Source organism: Mesorhizobium sp. CA6 (genome assembly GCF_020165035.1).
Taxonomy (GTDB): domain Bacteria; phylum Pseudomonadota; class Alphaproteobacteria; order Rhizobiales; family Rhizobiaceae; genus Mesorhizobium.
On the sequence record NZ_JAIUHI010000009.1, the window covers coordinates 25,784 to 45,044 of the forward strand.

The following is a 19,261-nucleotide window of genomic DNA, read 5'->3' on the forward strand; positions in this document are numbered from 1 at the left end:
CACTCAGCTTTCGCAGCGCACCTAATACCAAAGTCATAATCCCATCGTCGCGGTGCCTTTCGCCCGCCCTTTCTGTCATTTTTCCTTCGTTGGCGGCGTTTTTGAGTCCGCGTTCGCAGGAGCGCGGACGGTGGCGCGCAGCCATCGAGGACAGACGGGATCTCACGGGAGGATATATCAATGGCAATGGCTTCGACCGCCGGCGGAACCAGCCGCGGCATGACGCGGGAGGAGAAGAAGGTCATCTTCGCCTCCTCGCTCGGTACCGTTTTCGAGTGGTATGATTTCTATCTCTACGGCTCGCTGGCCGCCTTCATCGGCTCGACCTTCTTCAGCCCGGCGATTCCCGAAGCGACGCGCAACATCTTCGCGCTGCTGGCCTTTGCCGCCGGCTTCCTTGTGCGTCCGTTCGGCGCGCTCGTGTTTGGCCGCATCGGCGATCTCGTCGGCCGCAAATACACCTTCCTCGTCACTATGACGATCATGGGCCTGTCCACCTTCCTGGTGGGCCTGCTGCCCGGCTATGCCAGTTGGGGCATCGCGGCGCCCGTGATCCTGATCGGGCTGCGCATGCTGCAGGGCCTTGCGCTTGGCGGCGAGTATGGCGGTGCCGCGACCTATGTCGCCGAACACGCGCCGGACGACCGACGCGGCTACTACACGTCCTGGATCCAGACCACGGCGACGCTCGGCCTGTTCCTGTCGCTGATCGTCATCCTGATCGTCCAGGGCTCGCTCAGCAAGGAGACCTACGCCAGTTGGGGTTGGCGCATCCCCTTCATCGTCTCGTTCCTGCTGCTCGCCATCTCGATCTGGATCCGGCTGTCGCTTTCGGAGTCGCCGACCTTCCAGCGCATGAAGGAGGAAGGTAAGGGCTCCAAGGCGCCGTTAACGGAAGCTTTCGGTCAGTGGAAGAACGCCAAGATCGCCCTTCTGGCGCTGCTCGGCCTTACCGCCGGCCAGGCCGTGATCTGGTACAACGGGCAGTTCTACGCCCTGTTCTTCCTGCAGAACGTGCTGAAGGTCGACGCATGGTCGGTCAACGTCATGATCGCTATCGCGCTGGCCGTCGGCTCGATCTTCTTCGTCGTGTTCGGCTGGCTGTCGGACAAGATCGGCCGTAAGCCCATCATCATGGCAGGCCTTGCGTTGGGCATCGTCTGCACCTTCCCGCTGTTCAAGGCTCTGACCTGGGCCGCCAATCCGGCTCTGGCCACCGCGCAGCAGAACACCCGCGCGACGGTGACGGCGGCGCCCGGCGACTGCAAGTTCCAGTTCAATCCTGTCGGCACGGCGAAGTTCACGACATCCTGTGATATCGCGACGTCGTTCCTGACCAAGAACTCGGTGCCTTACGACGTCGTTGCGACGGCAGCGCCCGGCACGGCTGCCACGGTCAAGATCGGCAACGAGACGGTGGCGTCCTATGATGCCGTTGCCGCTGGCGATCAGGCCAAGGCCAAGGAGGCGGCCTTCCAGAAAGCGGTGAACATGGCGCTGCGGGACGGCGGCTATCCGCTGAAGCGCGCCGCGGCCAAGGTTCCGGACCAGAAGCTCGACGCCTTCATCGCGGCCAATCCCGAACTCAAGCTCGATGCTGCGGCCATCCGCGGCGGCGAAAAGGCGACGGTTCCGGCCGACAAGGCGATCGCCGACAAGCTGCTGACCAAGGAGGAGGCGGCGGGTGCGCCCGAAGTCACCGTCTACAATATCCCGGGCGGCGGTCCGTTCGCCATGACTGCCGATCCGGCAGCCATCAACTGGCCGCTCACGATCGGCATCCTGTTCATCCTGGTGCTGTTCGTGACCATGGTCTATGGGCCGATCGCGGCCATCCTGGTCGAGATGTTCCCGACCCGCATTCGCTACACCGGCATGTCGCTGCCCTACCACATTGGCAATGGCTGGTTCGGCGGTCTGCTGCCGGCAACGGTGTTCGCGCTCAGCGCCTACAAGGGCGATATCTACTACGGTCTCTGGTACCCGGTTATCATCGCGGCAATGTCGCTTATCATCGGCATGATCTTCGTCAGGGATACGCTCGGCACAGACCTCCACGCCAAGGAATGACCTCGGTCATCCCGCTCAAACAGAAGGCCCGGCGTGAGCGATCACGCCGGGCTTTTTTCATGCCCAATTGGAAGAAAGCGGACAGCTCAGCTCCTGCGCTGCTGGTTCTCTTCCTCGATCGCCGCTTCGTGGTACCAGCCGTCGAAGTCGGCGTGCTCGCCGCGAAGTGCCGCAAGTTCTGCCGCGAATTTGGCCTTGGCGCCTAAATTTGAGGCAGACTTGCGTGCTGCGAGCGGGAACAGCAGGACTTTTGCCGACGGCCGCGATGGCGTGACTTGCATTGCCGATCTCCTCGCCTTTTCAGGAGCGTACCGATTCACCTTCCCACCAAAATATGCCCTGCGACTCCTTTAGGCAATATGCTTACAAAAAGATCAGCAAATGCATATTTTGTAAGCAAAAACGGCACCTGAACGATCCAATCGCATTGCTGAGACGGCTCAACAAAATCAACGCGTTGCCATGACCATTTTGCCGCACCCCGCGAAGGCCGAGTGGCATACGAATTGCTTTTTGACCGTCGGCAGGCCGGCTCGAGCCGGCCGAGCGTCGCCACCATTTGGCGGTGATCAAGCAACGAGAGGCTCTAGAATGACCAAATACAAGCTCGAGTATATCTGGCTGGACGGCTACACACCGGTCCCCAATCTGCGCGGCAAGACCCAGATCAAGGAATTCGCCGAGTTCCCGACGCTCGAGCAGCTGCCGCTATGGGGCTTCGACGGTTCCTCCACGAACCAGGCCGAGGGCCGCAGCTCCGATTGCGTGCTGAAGCCGGTCGCGCTTTATCCAGACCCGGCCCGCACCAACGGCATTCTGGTCATGTGCGAAGTCATGATGCCCGATGGCGTCACCCCGCATGAATCCAACAGCCGCGCGACCATCCTCGACGACGAGGATGCCTGGTTCGGCTTCGAGCAGGAATATTTCTTCTACAAGGACGGCCGTCCGCTTGGCTTCCCCGAGAGCGGCTATCCGGCCCCGCAGGGCCCGTATTACACCGGCGTCGGCTACAAGAACGTTGGCGATGTCGCCCGCCAGATCGTCGAGGAGCATCTCGACCTTTGCCTCGCCGCCGGCATCAACCATGAAGGCATCAACGCCGAAGTGGCCAAGGGCCAGTGGGAATTCCAGATTTTCGGCAAGGGCTCCAAGAAGGCCGCTGACCAGATCTGGATGGCGCGCTATCTGCTGCTGCGTCTGACCGAAAAATACGGCATCGACATCGAGTTCCACTGCAAGCCGCTCGGCGACACCGACTGGAACGGCTCGGGCATGCACTGCAACTTCTCGACCAAGTACATGCGTGAAGTCGGCGGCAAGGCCTATTTCGAGGCTCTGATGGCGCAGTTCGACAAGAACCTGATGGATCATATCGCGGTCTACGGCCCGGACAACGACAAGCGCCTGACCGGCAAGCACGAAACCGCGCCGTGGAACAAGTTCTCCTACGGCGTCGCCGACCGCGGCGCTTCGATCCGCGTGCCGCACTCCTTCGTCAAGAACGACTACAAGGGCTACCTGGAAGACCGTCGCCCGAACTCGCAGGGCGACCCCTACCAGATCGCCTCGCAGGTGCTGAAGACGATCTCGCAGGTTTCGACGGCCGCCGTTTCGGCCGCCGCCTGATCTCCTCGCTTGCCAGGGCGCAGGCCCCTGGCGCGATGAGCACGCTAGAAAAGCCCCAGCGGAAACCCGCTGGGGCTTTTTGCATGGGATGAGCCGGCAATACAGGCCAGTCTGCCGCCACGGTCAGGCGGCAATCACGCACGCAATTTGAGCGCCGCCACATCTTGGCGTGGGGCAGGGCGGGCGTGCGGTTCCCGTCGTGGTTGACCAGGGGGATGAAGATGTCGCCGGAGAAATGCGAGCAGCCGGCGGGCCGGTGCGCGAGCCCGACCGGCACGCGCCGCGCCGGCTCGAAAGCCCGTCTTCAGAAATGAAAAGCCCTTGGAAGGGAGTGCCTTCCAAGGGCGGAATTTTCTATCCGATCAGAAGCTTAGACCGAATAGTACATGTCGTACTCAACCGGGTGCGGGGTCATTTCGAAGCGCATGACCTCGGCCATCTTGAGCTCGATATAGCTGTCGATCTGATCGTCGTCGAAGACGCCGCCGGCTTTCAGGAAGCCGCGGTCCTTGTCGAGGTTCTGCAGGGCTTCGCGCAGCGAGCCGCAGACGGTCGGGATCTTCTTCAGCTCCTTCGGCGGCAGGTCGTAGAGATCCTTGTCCATTGGCTGTCCGGGGTGGATCTTGTTCTTGATGCCATCGAGGCCGGCCATCAGCATGGCGGCGAAACCGAGATAGGGGTTCGCGCCCGGATCGGGGAAGCGGACCTCGACGCGCTTCGACTTCGGCGAGTTGCCGAACGGAATGCGGCAGGAAGCCGAGCGGTTGCGCGCCGAATAGGCGAGCAGCACCGGCGCCTCATAGCCCGGCACCAGACGCTTGTAGGAGTTGGTCAGCGGGTTGGTGAAGGCGTTGATCGCCTTGGCGTGCTTGATGATGCCGCCGATGTAATAGAGGCAGCTCTCCGACAGGCCGGCATATTCGTTGCCGGCGAAGGTCGGCTTGCCGCCCTTCCAGATCGACTGGTGGACGTGCATGCCCGAGCCGTTGTCGCCGAACACTGGCTTCGGCATGAAGGTGGCTGTCTTGCCGTAAGCGTTGGCGACCTGGTGCACGACATACTTGTAGATCAGCATCTTGTCGGCGTTGCGCACCAGCGTGTCGAACTTGATGCCGAGCTCGTGCTGCGCGGCGGCGACCTCGTGATGGTGCTTTTCGACGCGCACGCCCATTTCGGCGAGCACGGTCAGCATCTCGGAACGCATGTCCTGGCAGGAATCGATCGGCGGCACCGGGAAATAGCCGCCCTTGATGCGCGGACGGTGGCCGAGATTGCCGGTCTCGTAGTCGGTGTCGTCGTTGGAGGGCAGTTCGGTCGAGTCGAGACGGAAGCCGGTGTTGTAGGGATCGGCCTTGTACTTGACGTCGTCGAACACGAAGAACTCGGCCTCGGGACCGACATAGATGGTGTCGCCGATGCCTTCCGCCTTCATGTAGGCCTCGGCCTTCTTGGCGGTGCCGCGCGGATCGCGGTTGTAAGCCTCGCCCGAAATCGGATCGAGGATGTCGCACAGGATGACCATGGTCGACTGGGCGAAGAACGGATCCATATGGACGGTATCCGTGTCCGGCATCAGCACCATGTCGGACTCATTGATCGCCTTCCAGCCGGCGATCGAGGAGCCGTCGAACATGACGCCGTCGGCGAACATGTCTTCCTCCACCTCGACGACATCCATCGTCACATGTTGCAGCTTGCCCCGCGGATCGGTGAAGCGCAGGTCGACGAATTTCACGTCGTTGTCCTTGATCTGCTTCATGATGTCTTTGGCTGTCGTCATGTCATTTCTTCCCTGTGTGATGACGTCCGGAAATGGATTGTAGGTTTTGGTCAGATGGCGTCGATGCCGGTCTCGCCCGTGCGGATTCGCACGACTTCCTCTATGTTGGAGACGAAGATTTTTCCATCGCCGATGCGGCCGGTCTGCGCCGCCTTGCGGATGGCCTCGATGGCGCCTTCGACAGCCTCGTCGCCAAGCACCACCTCGATCTTCACCTTGGGCAGGAAATCGACGACATATTCGGCGCCGCGATAGAGCTCGGTATGGCCCTTCTGACGGCCGAAACCCTTGGCTTCGGTGACGGTGATGCCTTGCAGTCCGGCCTCCTGAAGCGCTTCCTTCACTTCGTCCAGCTTAAATGGCTTGATGATCGCTTCGATCTTTTTCATGTAAAAAGTGGCCTCCACTGCCAAGAAGACGGGTTGTGTGCCCCGCTTGCGCCTTCATCAAGCACGAAGCGTGCCAATCCTGAGGAGCGCAGACGGTGAGGGGCGTTTTCGCGCCCATGCCGCGTCCGGATGCAAATTCGCGTCATCGGCTGCATCGGATGCGTCATGGACGCCCAAACCGTATACATCGCTCCTCCTCGCGTCTGCGCAAAAAATGGGCAGACAGCGCAATTTGCAGGCTGAACCCCTCCCGGATGCGACCGCATTTGCAAGACAATGCGCGGTCACTGGTTTGCTTCGAACCGAAAACTGGACAATGCTTGATCGCATGGAGATCGGCAATCCCATGCGCAATGAACTTCTATCGCCGGCCGAAATGGCCGAGGCCGACAGGCTGACAATCGCGGCCGGACCGCTCGACGGCTATCGCTTGATGCTACGCGCCGGCGAGGCGGTCGCGGCCGTCGTGCTGGCGCGCTATCCTGGCGCGAAGAAGGTGCACGTGCTGTGTGGCCCCGGCAACAATGGCGGCGACGGCTACGTCGTGGCGCGGCTGCTGGCCGAGGCCGGCGTCGATGTGGCCCTATGGACATTGGGCGAACCGAAGGCAGGCAGCGACGCCGCGCTCGCGGCGGCTGATTGCACTCTGGAGCGGCACCCGCTTTCAGCCTTCACCGCGGAAGCTGGATCGCTGGTTGTCGACGCCATCTATGGTGCGGGCCTGTCGAAGCCTCTCGCCGGCGACGCCAAAGGCGCGATCGACACCGCGACGGGCATGAACCTGCCGGTTGTCGCGATCGACCTGCCTTCGGGCGTTTCAGGCGAAAGCGGCGAAGTCCTCGGTTCGGCATTTGGCGCGGCTCTCACGGTGACCTTCGCACGAAAGAAGCCTGGGCATCTGCTGCTGCCTGGCCGCGAGCGATGCGGCGAGATCGTGTTGGCCGACATCGGCATTCGTGACGAGATCATCGACGAGGTCGCGCCGCGGGCCTTTGAGAACCGCCCCGGGCTCTGGATCGCAAGCTTTCCCGCGCCCGCCCTCGACACGCACAAATACAAGCGCGGCCATACCAGCGTCTTTTCGGGCGGACCATCCGCGACGGGCGCGGCGCGCCTGTCGGCGCTTGCGGCCGCCAGAAGCGGAGCAGGGGCCGTCACCGTGCTCTCGCCCGCCAACGCCATGCAGGTCAACGCTGCGCATCTGACCTCGATCATGCTGCGCAAGGTCGACGCGATCGAGGATGTGCATGATCTTATCGGCGATCGCCGGCCGTCCGCCTTCGTTCTCGGCCCCGGCTTCGGCATCGGTGACAAGGCGCGCGATTTCGCGCTCGCCGTGCTCGCCAAAAACCGGCAGGACGGCGGCGTTGAGGGCCTCGTGCTCGACGCCGACGGCATCACCTCTTTCCGCAATGCGGCCTCGACGCTGTTCGAGGCGGCCGCCAGACCGGGCGCGCCGGCGTTGATCATGACGCCGCATGAGGGTGAGTTCGGCAGGTTGTTTGCCGACATTGCCGGCAACAAGGCCTTGTCGAAGCTGGCCAAGGCACGCGAAGCCGCGCAGCGCGCCAACGCCGTGATCGTCTACAAGGGCGCCGACAGCGTGATCGCCTCGCCGGAGGGCCGCGCCGCGATCAACAGCAATGGCGCGCCATGGCTCGCCACCGCCGGGTCGGGCGACGTGCTGGCGGGCATCATTGCCGGGCTCCTGGCGCAAGGCATGCCGGCCTTCGAAGCGGCTTGCGCCGCGGTGTGGATCCATGCCGAAGCCGGCAGCCGCTTTGGGCCGGGTTTGATTGCGGAAGACCTGCCTCTGGCAATGGTGCCGGTTCTTCGCGAACTGGCGCAGAGCGCTGTCCTATGAAGCGGCTGGGGCTGCTTGTTGCCGTCCTGGCCGCTTTCATTGCCCAGCCGGCGCGCGCCACCGATCATCCGGTTGCCATCATCGACGACCCACGCGTGCTCGCCGCACTAGATGTCGGGGGATATGGCTTCGCCGACCTCTTCGGCGTCGACGGCAGCGACGATCTGAAATCCCTCTATGATGAGGCACCAGCCTATCACGCCATCGTCGACACAGTGGCCGGCGATGTCGCCGCGTTGCGCACCGAGATGAAGGCCGGCGGCCGTACTCTCTACGAAGTGACCGACGGCAATGTCGGCCGCATCATCGACATGCGCTGGCTGAAGACGAACGCCGCGCGCTTCCGCCTTGTCGGCGTCGTCAACCGGCTCGACCGACGCGATTTCGCAACGCTTGGCAACGAGACGAACTGCGGCGAGGTGCGGTTCGTTTATCGCCTGGCCTACAGCTTCAAGAAGAACGGCAAGCAACTGGCCTCGCGCCTGCCGTTCAACTTCAGCGCCATATACCGCGTCGCTCAAGATGCCGACGGCGGCTGTGTGGGCGCTGCTGGCCGCTGGACGCCGCAGCTCGACGAAACGGTCGATGCCGGCTGGTTAACCGGCGGGCCGCTCGACAAGACCTCGCTGTCCTTGAAGCAGCTCGAGCTCAACGCGCAGGTGGTGCGCTTTCCTTCGGGCCAGGAAACCGAGTTCGGCGGGCAGGCCGCTTACCTGATGCGCATCTTCAGCATCGATGGTTCGAGGGTCGGCGAGAAGCCGCTGGAAAATACACCGGACACGGCCAGGCTTGCGCAGGATGCGGCATTGAAAGCGCGGCTTGCCGACTATGTCCGCGCCAATGCCGCTGCGGTCGATCTCGGCGTCTATGAAATCCCGGATGAATTCCTCGCCCGAAAAGTCATCTCCTGGTCGACCTTCGGCAGCGCAAGGCAAGCCAATCATCCGTTCACGCCGCTGTTCGACCCAAAGGAGTTCGCCGGGCTCGACTATTCGAAGTTTACCTTGGCGCGCACGCCGGACGCTTTGATCGAGCGGCTCGACAACGGCGCCTGCCAGGGTTGCCATCAGGCGGGCTCGACCGCCGGCTTCCATTTCATCGGTCTCGACGACGCCACGACCTCGCCGCTCAACCGTATCGAAGTCGGCATCTCGCCGCATCTCCATGCCGAGATTGCGCGCCGCGAGGCGTGGCTCAAGGCGACGGCTGAAGCCAGGGAGCCCAATCGTTTTCGTCCGCTCTCCTTCGCACCGCCCGCCGTCTGGAAGGATGCGGGCGAGCCCGCCTATGCGCCGGCCGAAACGGCAATGCCATGCCTGATGCCAGATGACGCAAGCCGCTTCGGCGGCACCTGGCAATGCGGCGCCGGCACGGTCTGCACGCCGATCGCCACCGCTTCGGGGGTGAGAACCAAACTGGCGCAATGCCTGCTGCCGAAAGACAGTCCCGCGATGTTTTCGGGCCATCCTTGCCTCACCGGCTCGATCGCCAGCAACGTGACGCAGCCGTTCAACGATCGCTACAAGATCACCGGCCAATTCGCTGCCTTCGCGCCGGCGATCTCGCGCACTGCCTATACCTGCCGGCCGCCGAAGATCGGTGTTCCGGGAGGCTTCGCGTATCGCGCTTGCGATGACAAGGATCGCGCCTTCTCCGCTTTCAAGCCCGGCAAGCCGATGCCGAGCGAGATCTGCGGCTTGGTCGGCGGCAAGAAGTTCGACACCTGCGTGGCCACCAACAATTTCGACCAGTGTCTCGGCGGCTCGGTCAACCGCGGCAACCGCCCAGCCTGCTCGGCTGACCATTTCTGCCGCGAGGATTATATGTGCCAGTCGCTGCCGCCGGACACGCCGGGCGCCGCCAGGGTCAAGGGCATCGGCTTCTGCTCGCCGACCTATTTCATCTTCCAGATGCGCATCGACAACCATGCCACGCCTTGGGCGGCCTCGGCGCCCGCGAGCATGGGCGCGGGTTTCGGGGCGGCAGCGGAGGAATAGGTCAGGTGAATTGCGGCGCGTTTTTTCGGATCGCTGCCGCAAGCGCCTCGCGAACCCTGTCCTCGGATACCGCGCGCGTGTTCTCCACCCAGCCTGGCGTCGAAATCGGCGGCTCGAGAAAAATCACCTGTTCGTTCACCGGACCGTGCATATAGGCTCGGTTCAAACCGTATATGAGCACACAAGGGCCGCCCAGCGCCCCAGCAGCGTGGGAGATGCCGCCGTCGACTCCGAGAAAAATGGTCGAGGCCGCGATCTGGCACATGGCTTCTGCTATATCGGGCGTCGAGGTAAAATCCAGCGCCTCGGGCAAACAAGCCCTGATTTCCGCCGCAGCCTGCCGCTCGCGCGGCCCGCCGATCAGCCAAACCGACCAGCCGCGGGCAACATGGTCGCGCGCGATCGAGACGAAGCGCTCCATCGGCCATGAGCGTTTGTTGGCAAAGTCCGACGTGTAGAGGGCAATCGCCGGCTTCGCAGGGTCGATCCCGTTGCGCCGACGCCAACCGGCAAGCTCTTCGGCGGAAACAACCAGCTGCGGAGCCGGCAATGGTCCGTCCTCGGCAGGCCTTTTGCCGAGACGCGCGATTGCACAAACCTGGTCTGCCACCCGCGTCTTGCGCGGGCCGAATGCAAGCATCGATTTCAGCCAACCGGCGGGGAGTCGATTGACGATGCCGAACTGGAACTCGCGCGGATAGCCGATGCGCTCCGGTATTCCGGCCAGCCATGGCACTAGGCAAGCCTTGGTGCTGCTGGTGAGCATATAGGCCGCCTGGTAATTCTCCCGGCGGATTTCGCGTGCCAGACCAGCCCGCTCTTTCAGCCCTGGCTTCCAGTGCTTCTCGGCTATCCAGGCCTTGCGAACATGCGGCATCAGCCGCGCCAGCGGCGCGGCGACCCTTGAAGTGATGATGTCGATCGGCTGCCCCGGGAATCTCTCGGCGATGATCCGGATGGCCGAGTGGCAGCGGATGAAATCACCGATCGCCGGCAGGCAGAAGATCAGGATGGGGCGCAATGCGCGATACTCTTTCGGTCCGGAACGGTCAGCGCTGCTAAGAAACACCTGCGTGATGTCTCATGGAAGCGCTTCGCCATCAAGAATACGGTGGTAGAGCTCGATATAGGCTTTTGCGGCCTTTTGGATCGGGAACCGGTCTGCCGCGGATTCGCGGCATCTTTGCGCCGACAAACCGTCGATTTCACCGAAACCGCGCGCGAACTCCTCATCCGTGTCGAAGAAACGGCCGGTATCGGCATCGACGGTTTCGGGCAGCGCGCCGCGTGCCGTGGTCAAGACCGGCGTGCCGCACAGCATGGATTCGACCGGCGCGTTGCCGAAAGGCTCCTCCCAGGAAATCGGATTCAGAAAGGCCTTGGTCTCGCCCAGCAATCGCACCTTCGGTTCGCCGTCGACCATGCCGTGATAGCGGAAGCGCGGCGACAGGCTCTTGAAGAACACGCCCTCGCGTCGCGTCTTGCTGCGGCCAAGCAGCTTCCAGCGCGAGCCGCCGGCGATATCGAGCTTGAAATCGTACTTTTTCGCCAGGTCCACCGCCCGATTGAGGCCCTTTCCGGCCCGCGCGATGGCCGCCATGAAGAATAGATGGTCGTTCTTCGTCGCTGCCAGGCGATAGGCATCCACCGGAAAGCCATTGTAGACGAAGGTCTTGCGCCCATGCAGCTCGGCATGGCGGGCGCTGATGAAGCTCCAGTTCGGCTGCGGCCTGGGGTAATCCGGCAGATGGCCGCGCTCGGTATTGAGCGTTGGGAAGGGAACTTCGACCTTCCAGGCATGGAGATGGACGATGTCGGTATCCTTGGGAACAGCCGCGCGGCACTCGTCATTGGTCACCGCGTGGCGGACCTCGCACATCGGATGCGACGATCCCGGGCCGGCGATCAATGTCACCTGATGCCCCATCTTGACCATTTCCGTAGTCAGCCATTCGACCTGCCGCTGGATGCCGCCATAGCCTTTGCACGGAATAAGGCCCTGGGCCGCAAGTGTTATTCGCATTTCGTCTCCGCGCTCATTTTAGCGATTGTCCCTTCGGCTGGCGGGAGGTCTTTCACAAAGGAATGTTGTCGTGCTTCTTCCAGGGGTTCTGCATGTCCTTGTTGCGCAGCATGCGCAATGCCCGCGCGACGCGGCGCCGGGTCGAGTGGGGCATGATCACCTCGTCGACATAGCCGCGTTCGGCGGCGACGAAGGGCGACAGGAAGCGGTCCTCGTAAGTCTTTGTATGAGCGGCGATTTTCTCCGGATCGCCGATGTCCTTGCGATAGATGATCTCGACCGCGCCCCTGGCGCCCATCACCGCGATCTGCGCCGTCGGCCAGGCATAGTTCATGTCGCCGCGCAGATGCTTCGAAGCCATCACGTCATAGGCGCCGCCATAAGCCTTGCGGGTGATGACGGTGATCTTCGGCACGGTCGCCTCGGCATAGGCGAAGAGCAGTTTGGCGCCATGCTTGATTAGCCCGCCATATTCCTGCGCGGTGCCCGGCAGGAAGCCTGGCACGTCGACGAAGGTGACGATCGGGATCGAAAAACAATCGCAGAAGCGCACGAAGCGCGCCGCCTTGCGGCTGGCGTCGGAATCGAGCACGCCGGCCAGCACCATCGGCTGGTTGGCGACGAAACCGACCGTGCGGCCCTCGACGCGGCCGAAGCCGGTGACGATGTTCTTGGCGAAACTCTGCTGGATCTCGAAGAAATCACCTTCGTCCGCGACCTTCAGGATCAGTTCCTTGATGTCGTAGGGCTTGTTGGCATTGTCGGGGATCAGCCGGTCGAGCGACAGGTCGTGGTCCGTCACCGACTGGTAGCACTCGATCTCGGGAATCTCGGCTGTGTTCGACGCCGGCAGAAGATCGACCAGCCGGCGCATCTGCAGCAGCGCCTCGACGTCATTGTCATAGGCGCCATCGGCGATGGAGGATTTGGTGGTGTGCACGCTTGCGCCGCCGAGGCTTTCCGCGGTCACCGTCTCGTTGGTCACGGTCTTCACCACGTCCGGTCCGGTGACGAACATGTAGGAAGTATCGCGCACCATGAAGATGAAATCGGTCATGGCGGGCGAGTAGACGTCGCCGCCGGCGCAGGGACCCATGATCAACGAAATCTGCGGAATGACGCCGGATGCCAGCACGTTGCGCTGGAATATCTCGGCATAGCCGCCAAGCGCCGCAACGCCTTCCTGGATGCGTGCGCCGCCGGCATCGTAGAGGCCGATGATCGGCGCGCGGTTGCGCAGAGCCATCTCCTGGACTTTGATGACCTTCTCGGCATGCGCTTCCGACAGCGAGCCGCCGAACACGGTGAAATCCTTGGCGAAGATATAGACTGGACGCCCATTGACGGTGCCCCAGCCGGTGACGACGCCATCGCCGGCGATCTTGGTCTTCTCCATGCCGAAATCGGTCGAACGATGCTCGACATACATGTCGAACTCCTCGAACGAGCCCTCGTCGAGGAATATCTCGATACGCTCGCGCGCGGTGAGCTTGCCCTTCTTGTGCTGCGCCTCGATGCGGTCCTTGCCGCCGCCCATGCGGGCAATCTCGCGGCGACGCTCGAGTTCCTTCAGCACGTCCTTCATCGCTAGTCCTCAAAACCAATAGGTAATTTGTGGTAATCGCGCCGGCAGGGGAGCGCAAGCGTCCCTGTTTTGCTGCGTTGCAACATGACGCCCCTTGCATTTCGGGACGAACTCAGCCATATGCAGCGGCATAGGCGCTTGGGCCGGGAATCATCCGGCCTTCTCGACGAATGAGACTGGTTGCGTCTGTTTTCCCTCTTTCCGGCAAATCGGCCCTGGTCGATCGGCAAGCTGGCGAAAAAGCCCCGAGGCATGATGCTTGCGGGCACGACAGCGCAGCCGCGCGGACGGAGCCGTCCGCCGCCTTGTCGTTCCATGACAATTTATCCGACGGCAGGTTGCGCCCTGCCGCCATAGATGTTTGCGGCCACAAGGCCGCGTGAAAGAAGATTATTTTGACCAACGAAAACACAGCGGAACTGAACGGTTTCGCAGCACTTGGGATTTCCGGCGCGCTGCTCAAGGCGACCCATGCCGCCGGCTTCACCGATCCGAAGCCGATCCAGATGCAGGCAATCCCGCCGCAGCTCGAGGGGCGCGACATTTTCGGTATCGCCCAGACCGGTTCGGGCAAGACGGCGGCCTTCGCGCTGCCGATTCTCTCGAAGATCATCGGCCTCGGCACCAAGCGCCGGCCGAAGACGACGCGGGCGCTCATCCTGGCGCCGACGCGCGAGCTAGCCGTGCAGATCGAGGACACCATCAAGATCCTCGCCAAGGGCGCGCATGTCTCGACCGCGCTGGTGCTGGGCGGCGTCTCGCGCTTCAGCCAAGTGAAGAAGGTTGCGCCCGGCGTCGACATTCTGATCGCCACGCCCGGCCGCCTGACCGACCTGGTGCGTGAGGGCGACCTCATCCTTGCCGACACCAAATGGCTGGTGCTCGACGAGGGCGACCGCATGCTCGACATGGGCTTCATCAACGACGTCAAGCGTATCGCCAAGGCGACTGCGCCGGACCGCCAGACGGCACTGTTCTCGGCCACCATGCCCGATGAAATCGCGGAGCTTGCCAAGGGCCTGCTGAAGAACCCCGTCCGTATCGAAGTCTCGCCGCAAAGCACCGCTGCGGTCGAGATCGTGCAGAGCTTGGTGCTCGCCCGCACCAAGCAGAAACGCCAGGTGTTGTCCAAGATGCTGGCCGACGAGGCGATGCGTTCGGTGATCGTGTTCTCGCGCACCAAGCATGGTGCCGACCGCGTCACCAAGGACCTTGCCCGTGACGGTTTCGAGGCGGCCGTTATCCACGGCAACAAGTCGCAGAACGCGCGCCAGAAGGCGCTCAACGATTTCCGCGACGGCTCGGTGCGCATCCTGGTCGCGACCGATATCGCGGCGCGCGGCATCGACGTGCCCGGCATCAGCCATGTCGTGAATTTCGACTTGCCTGACGAAGCGGAGAGCTATGTCCATCGTATCGGCCGCACCGGCCGCAACGGCAGGGACGGTATTGCGATCACGCTGTGCGATCCTTCGGAAAACGCCAAGCTGCGGCAGGTCGAGCGCATCATCCGCATGAAGCTGCCGGTCGTCGCCGACCATCTCGGCAGCCCGGATCCGCAGCGCGACCCCAGGGAAAAGACCGAGCGTCATTTCGAACCGGCCAATGACCGCGAGCATCACGGCGCCCGTCGCGATGGCCGCCGCCCGGGCAACGGTGGCGACAACAAGCGTTTCGGCGGCAAGCCTCATGGCGAGCGCGCTCCGAAGCCGCAGGGCGAACGCCCGGCCGCGGCCAAGCCGAATGGCTCGAGCAAGCCCGACGGCTTCAAGCGCTTCAAGGGCAACAACAAGCGCCGCTTTGGCGGCAAGCGTCCGGCGAACCGGGCCGCCTGAGCCTAGAGCCGGATGATTTCAGGTCGAGTCGAGCTGAAATCTGAATCCGGCTCTAAATCAAAGACATAGAGCATGATGTCGTCCGAAAACCGCTCCACACTTTTCGGCATTATGCTCTAGCAGAACCACGCGAACAGGAACGGCCGGAGCGATGCTTCGGCCGTTTTCCATTTCACTGGCCTGATTTCACTGGCCTGATTGCTGCTGCATCAACGCCTTCACCCACACCACGATACGCTGGGTGAGGAAGGCTGTGGTCTGCGGCGACAGCACATCGCCGGCGATGACGTGATTGTCCGGATCGCCGGTGTCGTCGACCGGCACCAGCTCATGCGGCGCACCCCAGCGCCCAGCTATCTCGCGCGTCCGGTCGGGCCGCACCACCTTGTCGGAATCCGAGAAGATGAACAGGGCAGGGATTTTCGCCTTCTCGACCGGCGCCTCATAGGCGAGATTGGTGAGCGCCGCCATCGGCAGCACCGATCTCATGGGATATTTGGTGGTCCAGAATTTCTCGTGCAGCGCGTTGCGGGCAGGGAAACTGCGCTCCTTGCCGCCGACAAGCTCGGCGATCTGCCGGCCCCAGGGCAGTGTGAGAACCTCGGCGCCGGAGGCCTTGACGCCGAAATTCGGCGATATGAATGCGATAGCAGCGACACCGTCCGATGCATCCGGCCGGGTTGCAGCCCATGCTGCGAGCGAGCCGCCGGTCGAGGTCCCGATGACGATCACCTTGTCACCGATGGCACGGCCGATGGCCAAAGCTTCCTCATAGTCGTTGATCCAGGCATTGACGCTGCCTTGCGCCATAGCCCCGCCGTCCTGGCCGTGGCCGGTCAGGCGCGTGTAGAAGAGGTTGGCCTCCAATTCATTCGCAATGTCGTCCGGCAAGGGGCGGACCTCGCCCTTCGAGGCGGAAAAGCCATGGATATAGACGATGGCCAAGGGCGTCTTGGCATGGACCATCGGGTTCGCCCAGATGATCTCCTTGTCGAGGCCGTCGCGGATGTTGGGCACGGCAGCCTCTTCGCGCGCCAGATAGGCCTGCGGATCGTCGCCGATCGCCGACGGATTGAACCGGATTGTGGTGTCGACCGGCACGCGTGGACCGAGGAAGAAAACGGCTATCAGGACGACTGCAAGGCCAAGCACCGTCAGCACGATCCGCCGCCCCATTACAGTCTCCAAGCAATGATTCTCAACCTATGGCCGTACCCGCCGGCAGGCAATCGCCGTTTCGCCGGTTTATGCCGCCTTGTCGCGGGATGGGTTCTTGTCGCCGGGCAGCCTGCGATCGAAATGCAATGGCCGTCCCCACCAGTGGGTGGTGAGCCCGATGACGAAGCGGCCGATCGGCCGCGGCAGCAGGCCGAGCACCTTCAACGGCAAGCTTATGTGGTACGGGAAGGTGACTTCGAAGCCGCCCTTCCGGATGCCGCGAGCCATGCGGCGCGACGCGCGATGCACAGGCATGAGGCCCGGCATCGGCAGCCTGTTCTTTTCCGTCAGCGGCGTGTCGATGAATCCCGGATTGATGACCTGGATGCGGATGTTCATCTTGTCGAAGTCGTATTTCAGTGACTCCGCCAGGATGTTGATCGCGGCCTTGGTGCCGCCATAGGCCGCCGTGGTCGGCCAGCCGGAATAAGCGGTGACCGATCCCACCAGAACGATATGGCCGCGCCCGCGCACGCGCATATGCTCGACGATAGGCACCACGCCGTTGACGATGCCGAAATAGTTCACGGCGAAGGAGCGGTGGAAATCGCGCACAACCAGATTCTCGCCGGGGGTGGCGATGTAGTTGCCGGCGTTGAAGACGGCAAGCACGATGGGGCCCATCTGCTCCTCGATTGCGGCGGCCGTACGCGCCATGCCCTGCTCGTCGGTGACGTCGCAGGGAAAGGATTTCACATGTCCGGACATTTGCGCCGTTTCGACGACCAGCGTGTCGGCCGGATCTTCGGGCAGAGAGGTCACCGCGACGGCATAGCCTTGATTGGCAAGATCCTTGGCCAACGCGCGGCCAAGCCCGCTGCTGCCGCCCGTGATCCAAGCGACACCGTCCTTCGGATTGGCCCGGTAGAGTGTCATGCGATGTCCTGCGAATGTTCGGGCTTGCTGTAGCGGCGAAGAAATCGAATGAAAAGAGCGCTTTTGCGCTTGGCGTTGAAATGATCGCAAGCATTGCAGCGTCCAGAATGCGACTGGACCAGACAAAATCTTACCTTGAAACCGGGGCGTCCGGTTTTTAGGGTCTCGCCGCACACATAAAGGAATCCCGCATGCCCCGTTCTGTGATCGAAGCGATCGGCAACACGCCCCTGATCCGGCTCAACAAGGCTTCGGAAGCGACCGGCTGTGAGATCCTCGGCAAGGCCGAGTTCATGAATCCGGGGCAATCAGTAAAGGATCGGGCGGGCCTGTTCATCATCCGCGATGCCGAGCAGCGCGGCCTGCTCAAGCCCGGGGGGCTGATCGTCGAAGGTACTGCCGGCAACACCGGCATCGGGTTGACGTTGGTCGCCAAGGCGCTTGGCTACCGCACCGTCATCGTCATCCCCGACACGCAGAGCCAGGAAAAGAAGGACACGATCAAGATCCTGGGCGCGGAGCTGATCGAAGTGCCGGCGGTGCCCTACAAAAACGCCAACAATTACATAAAACTGTCCGGCCGCCTTGCCGAGCAACTGGCGCGCTCGGAGCCGAACGGCGCGATCTGGGCCAACCAGTTCGACAATGTCGCCAACCGCGACGGCCATGTCCGCACGACTGCCCAGGAGATATGGGCCCAGACCGGCGGCAAGATCGATGGCTTCGTCTCGGCCGTCGGCTCCGGCGGCACGCTTGCGGGTGTCGCGCTCGGGCTCAAGGGCAAGAGCAAGGACGTCAAGATCGCGCTCGCCGACCCGCTGGGTGCCGCCCTCTACAGTTTCTACACCAGCGGTGAGCTGAAATCCGATGGCAGCTCGATCACCGAAGGTATCGGCCAGGGCCGCATCACCGCCAATCTGGAAGACTTCACGCCGGATTTCTCCTACCAGATCCCGGACGAGGAAGCGTTGCCCATCATTTTCGACCTGATCCAGGAAGAGGGGCTCTGCGTCGGCGGCTCGACCGGCATCAACATCGCCGGCGCCGTCCGGCTGGCGCGCGAGCTCGGACCCGGCCACACCATCGTGACGATCCTGGCCGACTACGGCACGCGCTACCAGGCCAAGCTCTTCAATCCGGAGTTCCTGCGCGGCAAGAACCTTCCGGTGCCGGGCTGGATGGAAGAAAAAGCCGATATTTCAGTGCCGTTCGAAAAGGTGGCATGATGGCGTACAAAACCGAGGCGCGGTTTCGCGACGACGCCTATCAGAAGACGGCGGAGGCCGAGGTCGTCGCGATCAACGATCGTGGCGGCATCCTTCTCGATCGGACAGTCTTTTATGCAACGTCCGGTGGGCAGCCGGGCGACACCGGGATATTTGAGCGCGCCGATGGCGACCGCATCGCGATCGCTGCCACCATCACCGGCGAGACCAAGGACGAGATCGTCCATGTGCCGGCGCCGGAGCAGGCGCTGCCCGCGGTCGGCGAAAAGCTGAAACTCCTGATCGACTGGGAGCGGCGGCACCTCCTGATGCGCATGCACTCCGCCTGTCACCTGCTGACTGTCGTTTGCCCTTTCCCAATCACCGGGGCAGCGGTCGCAGAGGACGACAGCCGCGTCGACTTCGACATTCCCGACGCCGGCTTCACCAAGGAGGATGTGACGGCGAGGCTGATGGAGCTGGTGCGCGCCGATCATCCGATCTTCACCCGGCTGATCACCGACGAGGAACTCGCCGCCAATCCCGGCCTGGTCAAATCGAAGAACGTCCGCCCACCGGTCGGCACCGGCAAGATCCGCCTGGTCTGCATCGGCGACGACGGCTCGATCGACAGCCAGCCATGCGGCGGAACGCATGTGAGGTCGACCGGCGAGGTTGGCGAGATTCATATCGGCAAAATCGAGAAGAAAGGCCGCGAGAACCGGCGCTTCCGCATCCGATTCGGACCGATGCCGGCGAACTGACGTTAAAGCTGGGCGGGGCAGGAGAA

The 19,261-nt window shown here is 62.8% G+C and carries 15 protein-coding genes; 7 read left to right on the plus strand and 8 right to left on the minus strand.

Annotation, left to right across the window (positions count from 1 at the left end; all coding sequences use genetic code 11):
• The first annotated feature begins 180 nt into the window (after positions 1-180).
• A complete protein-coding gene (locus LB526_RS15120) occupies positions 181-2,070 on the plus strand; it encodes an MFS transporter (protein ID WP_140847586.1) in 1,890 nt (629 codons plus the stop codon).
• 86 nt (positions 2,071-2,156) lie between these two features.
• Here the strand turns inward: LB526_RS15120 and LB526_RS15125 are convergent, their stop codons facing one another.
• Positions 2,157-2,351 carry a DUF2735 domain-containing protein gene (locus LB526_RS15125; protein ID WP_224530070.1) on the minus strand — a complete coding sequence of 65 codons (195 nt, stop codon included), beginning with the start codon at positions 2,349-2,351 and terminating at the stop codon, positions 2,157-2,159.
• Positions 2,352-2,661: 310 nt separating this feature from the next.
• Here LB526_RS15125 and LB526_RS15130 point away from each other — a divergent pair, with 310 nt between their 5' ends.
• On the plus strand, positions 2,662-3,699 hold the full coding sequence (locus tag LB526_RS15130; protein WP_095765491.1) for a glutamine synthetase beta-grasp domain-containing protein: 1,038 nt from the start codon (positions 2,662-2,664) through the stop codon (positions 3,697-3,699).
• Positions 3,700-4,069: 370 nt separating this feature from the next.
• Here LB526_RS15130 and glnA read toward each other — a convergent pair whose 3' ends face one another.
• Both glnA and LB526_RS15140 read right to left on the minus strand, forming a co-directional pair.
• Positions 4,070-5,479, minus strand: a complete 1,410-nt coding sequence (gene glnA / locus LB526_RS15135) for a type I glutamate--ammonia ligase (protein ID WP_095765489.1) — start codon at positions 5,477-5,479, stop codon at positions 4,070-4,072.
• A 50-nt stretch (positions 5,480-5,529) separates the two neighbouring features.
• Positions 5,530-5,868: a P-II family nitrogen regulator gene (locus tag LB526_RS15140; RefSeq protein WP_018428041.1), complete on the minus strand. Its 339-nt coding sequence runs from the start codon at positions 5,866-5,868 to the stop codon at positions 5,530-5,532.
• Between the two features lie 346 nt (positions 5,869-6,214).
• On the opposite strand from LB526_RS15140, the gene LB526_RS15145 reads away from it, so the two are divergent.
• Positions 6,215-7,732, plus strand: a complete 1,518-nt coding sequence (locus LB526_RS15145; protein ID WP_224628477.1) for an NAD(P)H-hydrate dehydratase — start codon at positions 6,215-6,217, stop codon at positions 7,730-7,732.
• Positions 7,729-9,729, plus strand: a complete 2,001-nt coding sequence (locus LB526_RS15150; RefSeq protein ID WP_224628215.1) for a hypothetical protein — start codon at positions 7,729-7,731, stop codon at positions 9,727-9,729. Before LB526_RS15145 ends, LB526_RS15150 begins: the two co-directional genes overlap by 4 nt.
• A 1-nt stretch (position 9,730) precedes the next feature.
• Here the strand turns inward: LB526_RS15150 and waaF are convergent, their stop codons facing one another.
• From waaF to LB526_RS15165, 3 genes are read right to left on the minus strand one after another with little or no spacing between them, the layout of a single operon-like run.
• Positions 9,731-10,750 carry a lipopolysaccharide heptosyltransferase II gene (gene waaF / locus LB526_RS15155; protein ID WP_224628216.1) on the minus strand — a complete coding sequence of 340 codons (1,020 nt, stop codon included), beginning with the start codon at positions 10,748-10,750 and terminating at the stop codon, positions 9,731-9,733.
• Between the two features lie 60 nt (positions 10,751-10,810).
• Positions 10,811-11,752, minus strand: a complete 942-nt coding sequence (locus LB526_RS15160) for a glycosyltransferase (RefSeq protein WP_224628217.1) — start codon at positions 11,750-11,752, stop codon at positions 10,811-10,813.
• A 52-nt stretch (positions 11,753-11,804) separates the two neighbouring features.
• Positions 11,805-13,337 (minus strand): acyl-CoA carboxylase subunit beta, encoded by a 1,533-nt coding sequence (locus LB526_RS15165; RefSeq protein ID WP_140542881.1) that lies wholly within the window; start codon positions 13,335-13,337, stop codon positions 11,805-11,807.
• Positions 13,338-13,732: 395 nt separating this feature from the next.
• Here LB526_RS15165 and LB526_RS15170 point away from each other — a divergent pair, with 395 nt between their 5' ends.
• A complete protein-coding gene (locus LB526_RS15170; protein ID WP_224608817.1) occupies positions 13,733-15,172 on the plus strand; it encodes a DEAD/DEAH box helicase in 1,440 nt (479 codons plus the stop codon).
• Between the two features lie 186 nt (positions 15,173-15,358).
• Here LB526_RS15170 and LB526_RS15175 read toward each other — a convergent pair whose 3' ends face one another.
• Positions 15,359-16,348, minus strand: coding sequence for an alpha/beta hydrolase (locus tag LB526_RS15175; RefSeq protein ID WP_095765483.1), 990 nt, complete (start codon positions 16,346-16,348; stop codon positions 15,359-15,361).
• Positions 16,349-16,417: 69 nt separating this feature from the next.
• Complete coding sequence (locus tag LB526_RS15180) at positions 16,418-17,266, minus strand: SDR family NAD(P)-dependent oxidoreductase (protein WP_224628218.1); 849 nt, start codon at positions 17,264-17,266, stop codon at positions 16,418-16,420.
• Between the two features lie 191 nt (positions 17,267-17,457).
• On the opposite strand from LB526_RS15180, the gene LB526_RS15185 reads away from it, so the two are divergent.
• Entirely contained in the window at positions 17,458-18,492 is a 1,035-nt protein-coding gene (locus tag LB526_RS15185; protein WP_095765481.1) for a cysteine synthase A, read from the plus strand.
• A complete protein-coding gene (locus tag LB526_RS15190) occupies positions 18,492-19,235 on the plus strand; it encodes an alanyl-tRNA editing protein (protein WP_224628478.1) in 744 nt (247 codons plus the stop codon). The genes LB526_RS15185 and LB526_RS15190 overlap by 1 nt, the downstream gene beginning before the upstream one ends.
• Positions 19,236-19,261 lie beyond the last annotated feature (26 nt).

What these genes read in the sequence shown, in the direction of transcription:
- LB526_RS15130 (WP_095765491.1), top strand. Translation starts at nt 2,662, where the DNA reads ATGACCAAATACAAGCTCGAGTATATCTGGCTGGACGGCTACACACCG.
- LB526_RS15175 (WP_095765483.1), bottom strand. Translation starts at nt 16,348, where the DNA reads ATGGGGCGGCGGATCGTGCTGACGGTGCTTGGCCTTGCAGTCGTCCTG.
- LB526_RS15120 (WP_140847586.1), top strand. Translation starts at nt 181, where the DNA reads ATGGCAATGGCTTCGACCGCCGGCGGAACCAGCCGCGGCATGACGCGG.
- glnA (WP_095765489.1), bottom strand. Translation starts at nt 5,479, where the DNA reads ATGACGACAGCCAAAGACATCATGAAGCAGATCAAGGACAACGACGTG.
- LB526_RS15150 (WP_224628215.1), top strand. Translation starts at nt 7,729, where the DNA reads ATGAAGCGGCTGGGGCTGCTTGTTGCCGTCCTGGCCGCTTTCATTGCC.
- LB526_RS15140 (WP_018428041.1), bottom strand. Translation starts at nt 5,868, where the DNA reads ATGAAAAAGATCGAAGCGATCATCAAGCCATTTAAGCTGGACGAAGTG.
- LB526_RS15165 (WP_140542881.1), bottom strand. Translation starts at nt 13,337, where the DNA reads ATGAAGGACGTGCTGAAGGAACTCGAGCGTCGCCGCGAGATTGCCCGC.
- LB526_RS15185 (WP_095765481.1), top strand. Translation starts at nt 17,458, where the DNA reads ATGCCCCGTTCTGTGATCGAAGCGATCGGCAACACGCCCCTGATCCGG.
- LB526_RS15145 (WP_224628477.1), top strand. Translation starts at nt 6,215, where the DNA reads ATGCGCAATGAACTTCTATCGCCGGCCGAAATGGCCGAGGCCGACAGG.
- LB526_RS15180 (WP_224628218.1), bottom strand. Translation starts at nt 17,266, where the DNA reads ATGACACTCTACCGGGCCAATCCGAAGGACGGTGTCGCTTGGATCACG.
- LB526_RS15190 (WP_224628478.1), top strand. Translation starts at nt 18,492, where the DNA reads ATGGCGTACAAAACCGAGGCGCGGTTTCGCGACGACGCCTATCAGAAG.
- LB526_RS15125 (WP_224530070.1), bottom strand. Translation starts at nt 2,351, where the DNA reads ATGCAAGTCACGCCATCGCGGCCGTCGGCAAAAGTCCTGCTGTTCCCG.
- LB526_RS15160 (WP_224628217.1), bottom strand. Translation starts at nt 11,752, where the DNA reads ATGCGAATAACACTTGCGGCCCAGGGCCTTATTCCGTGCAAAGGCTAT.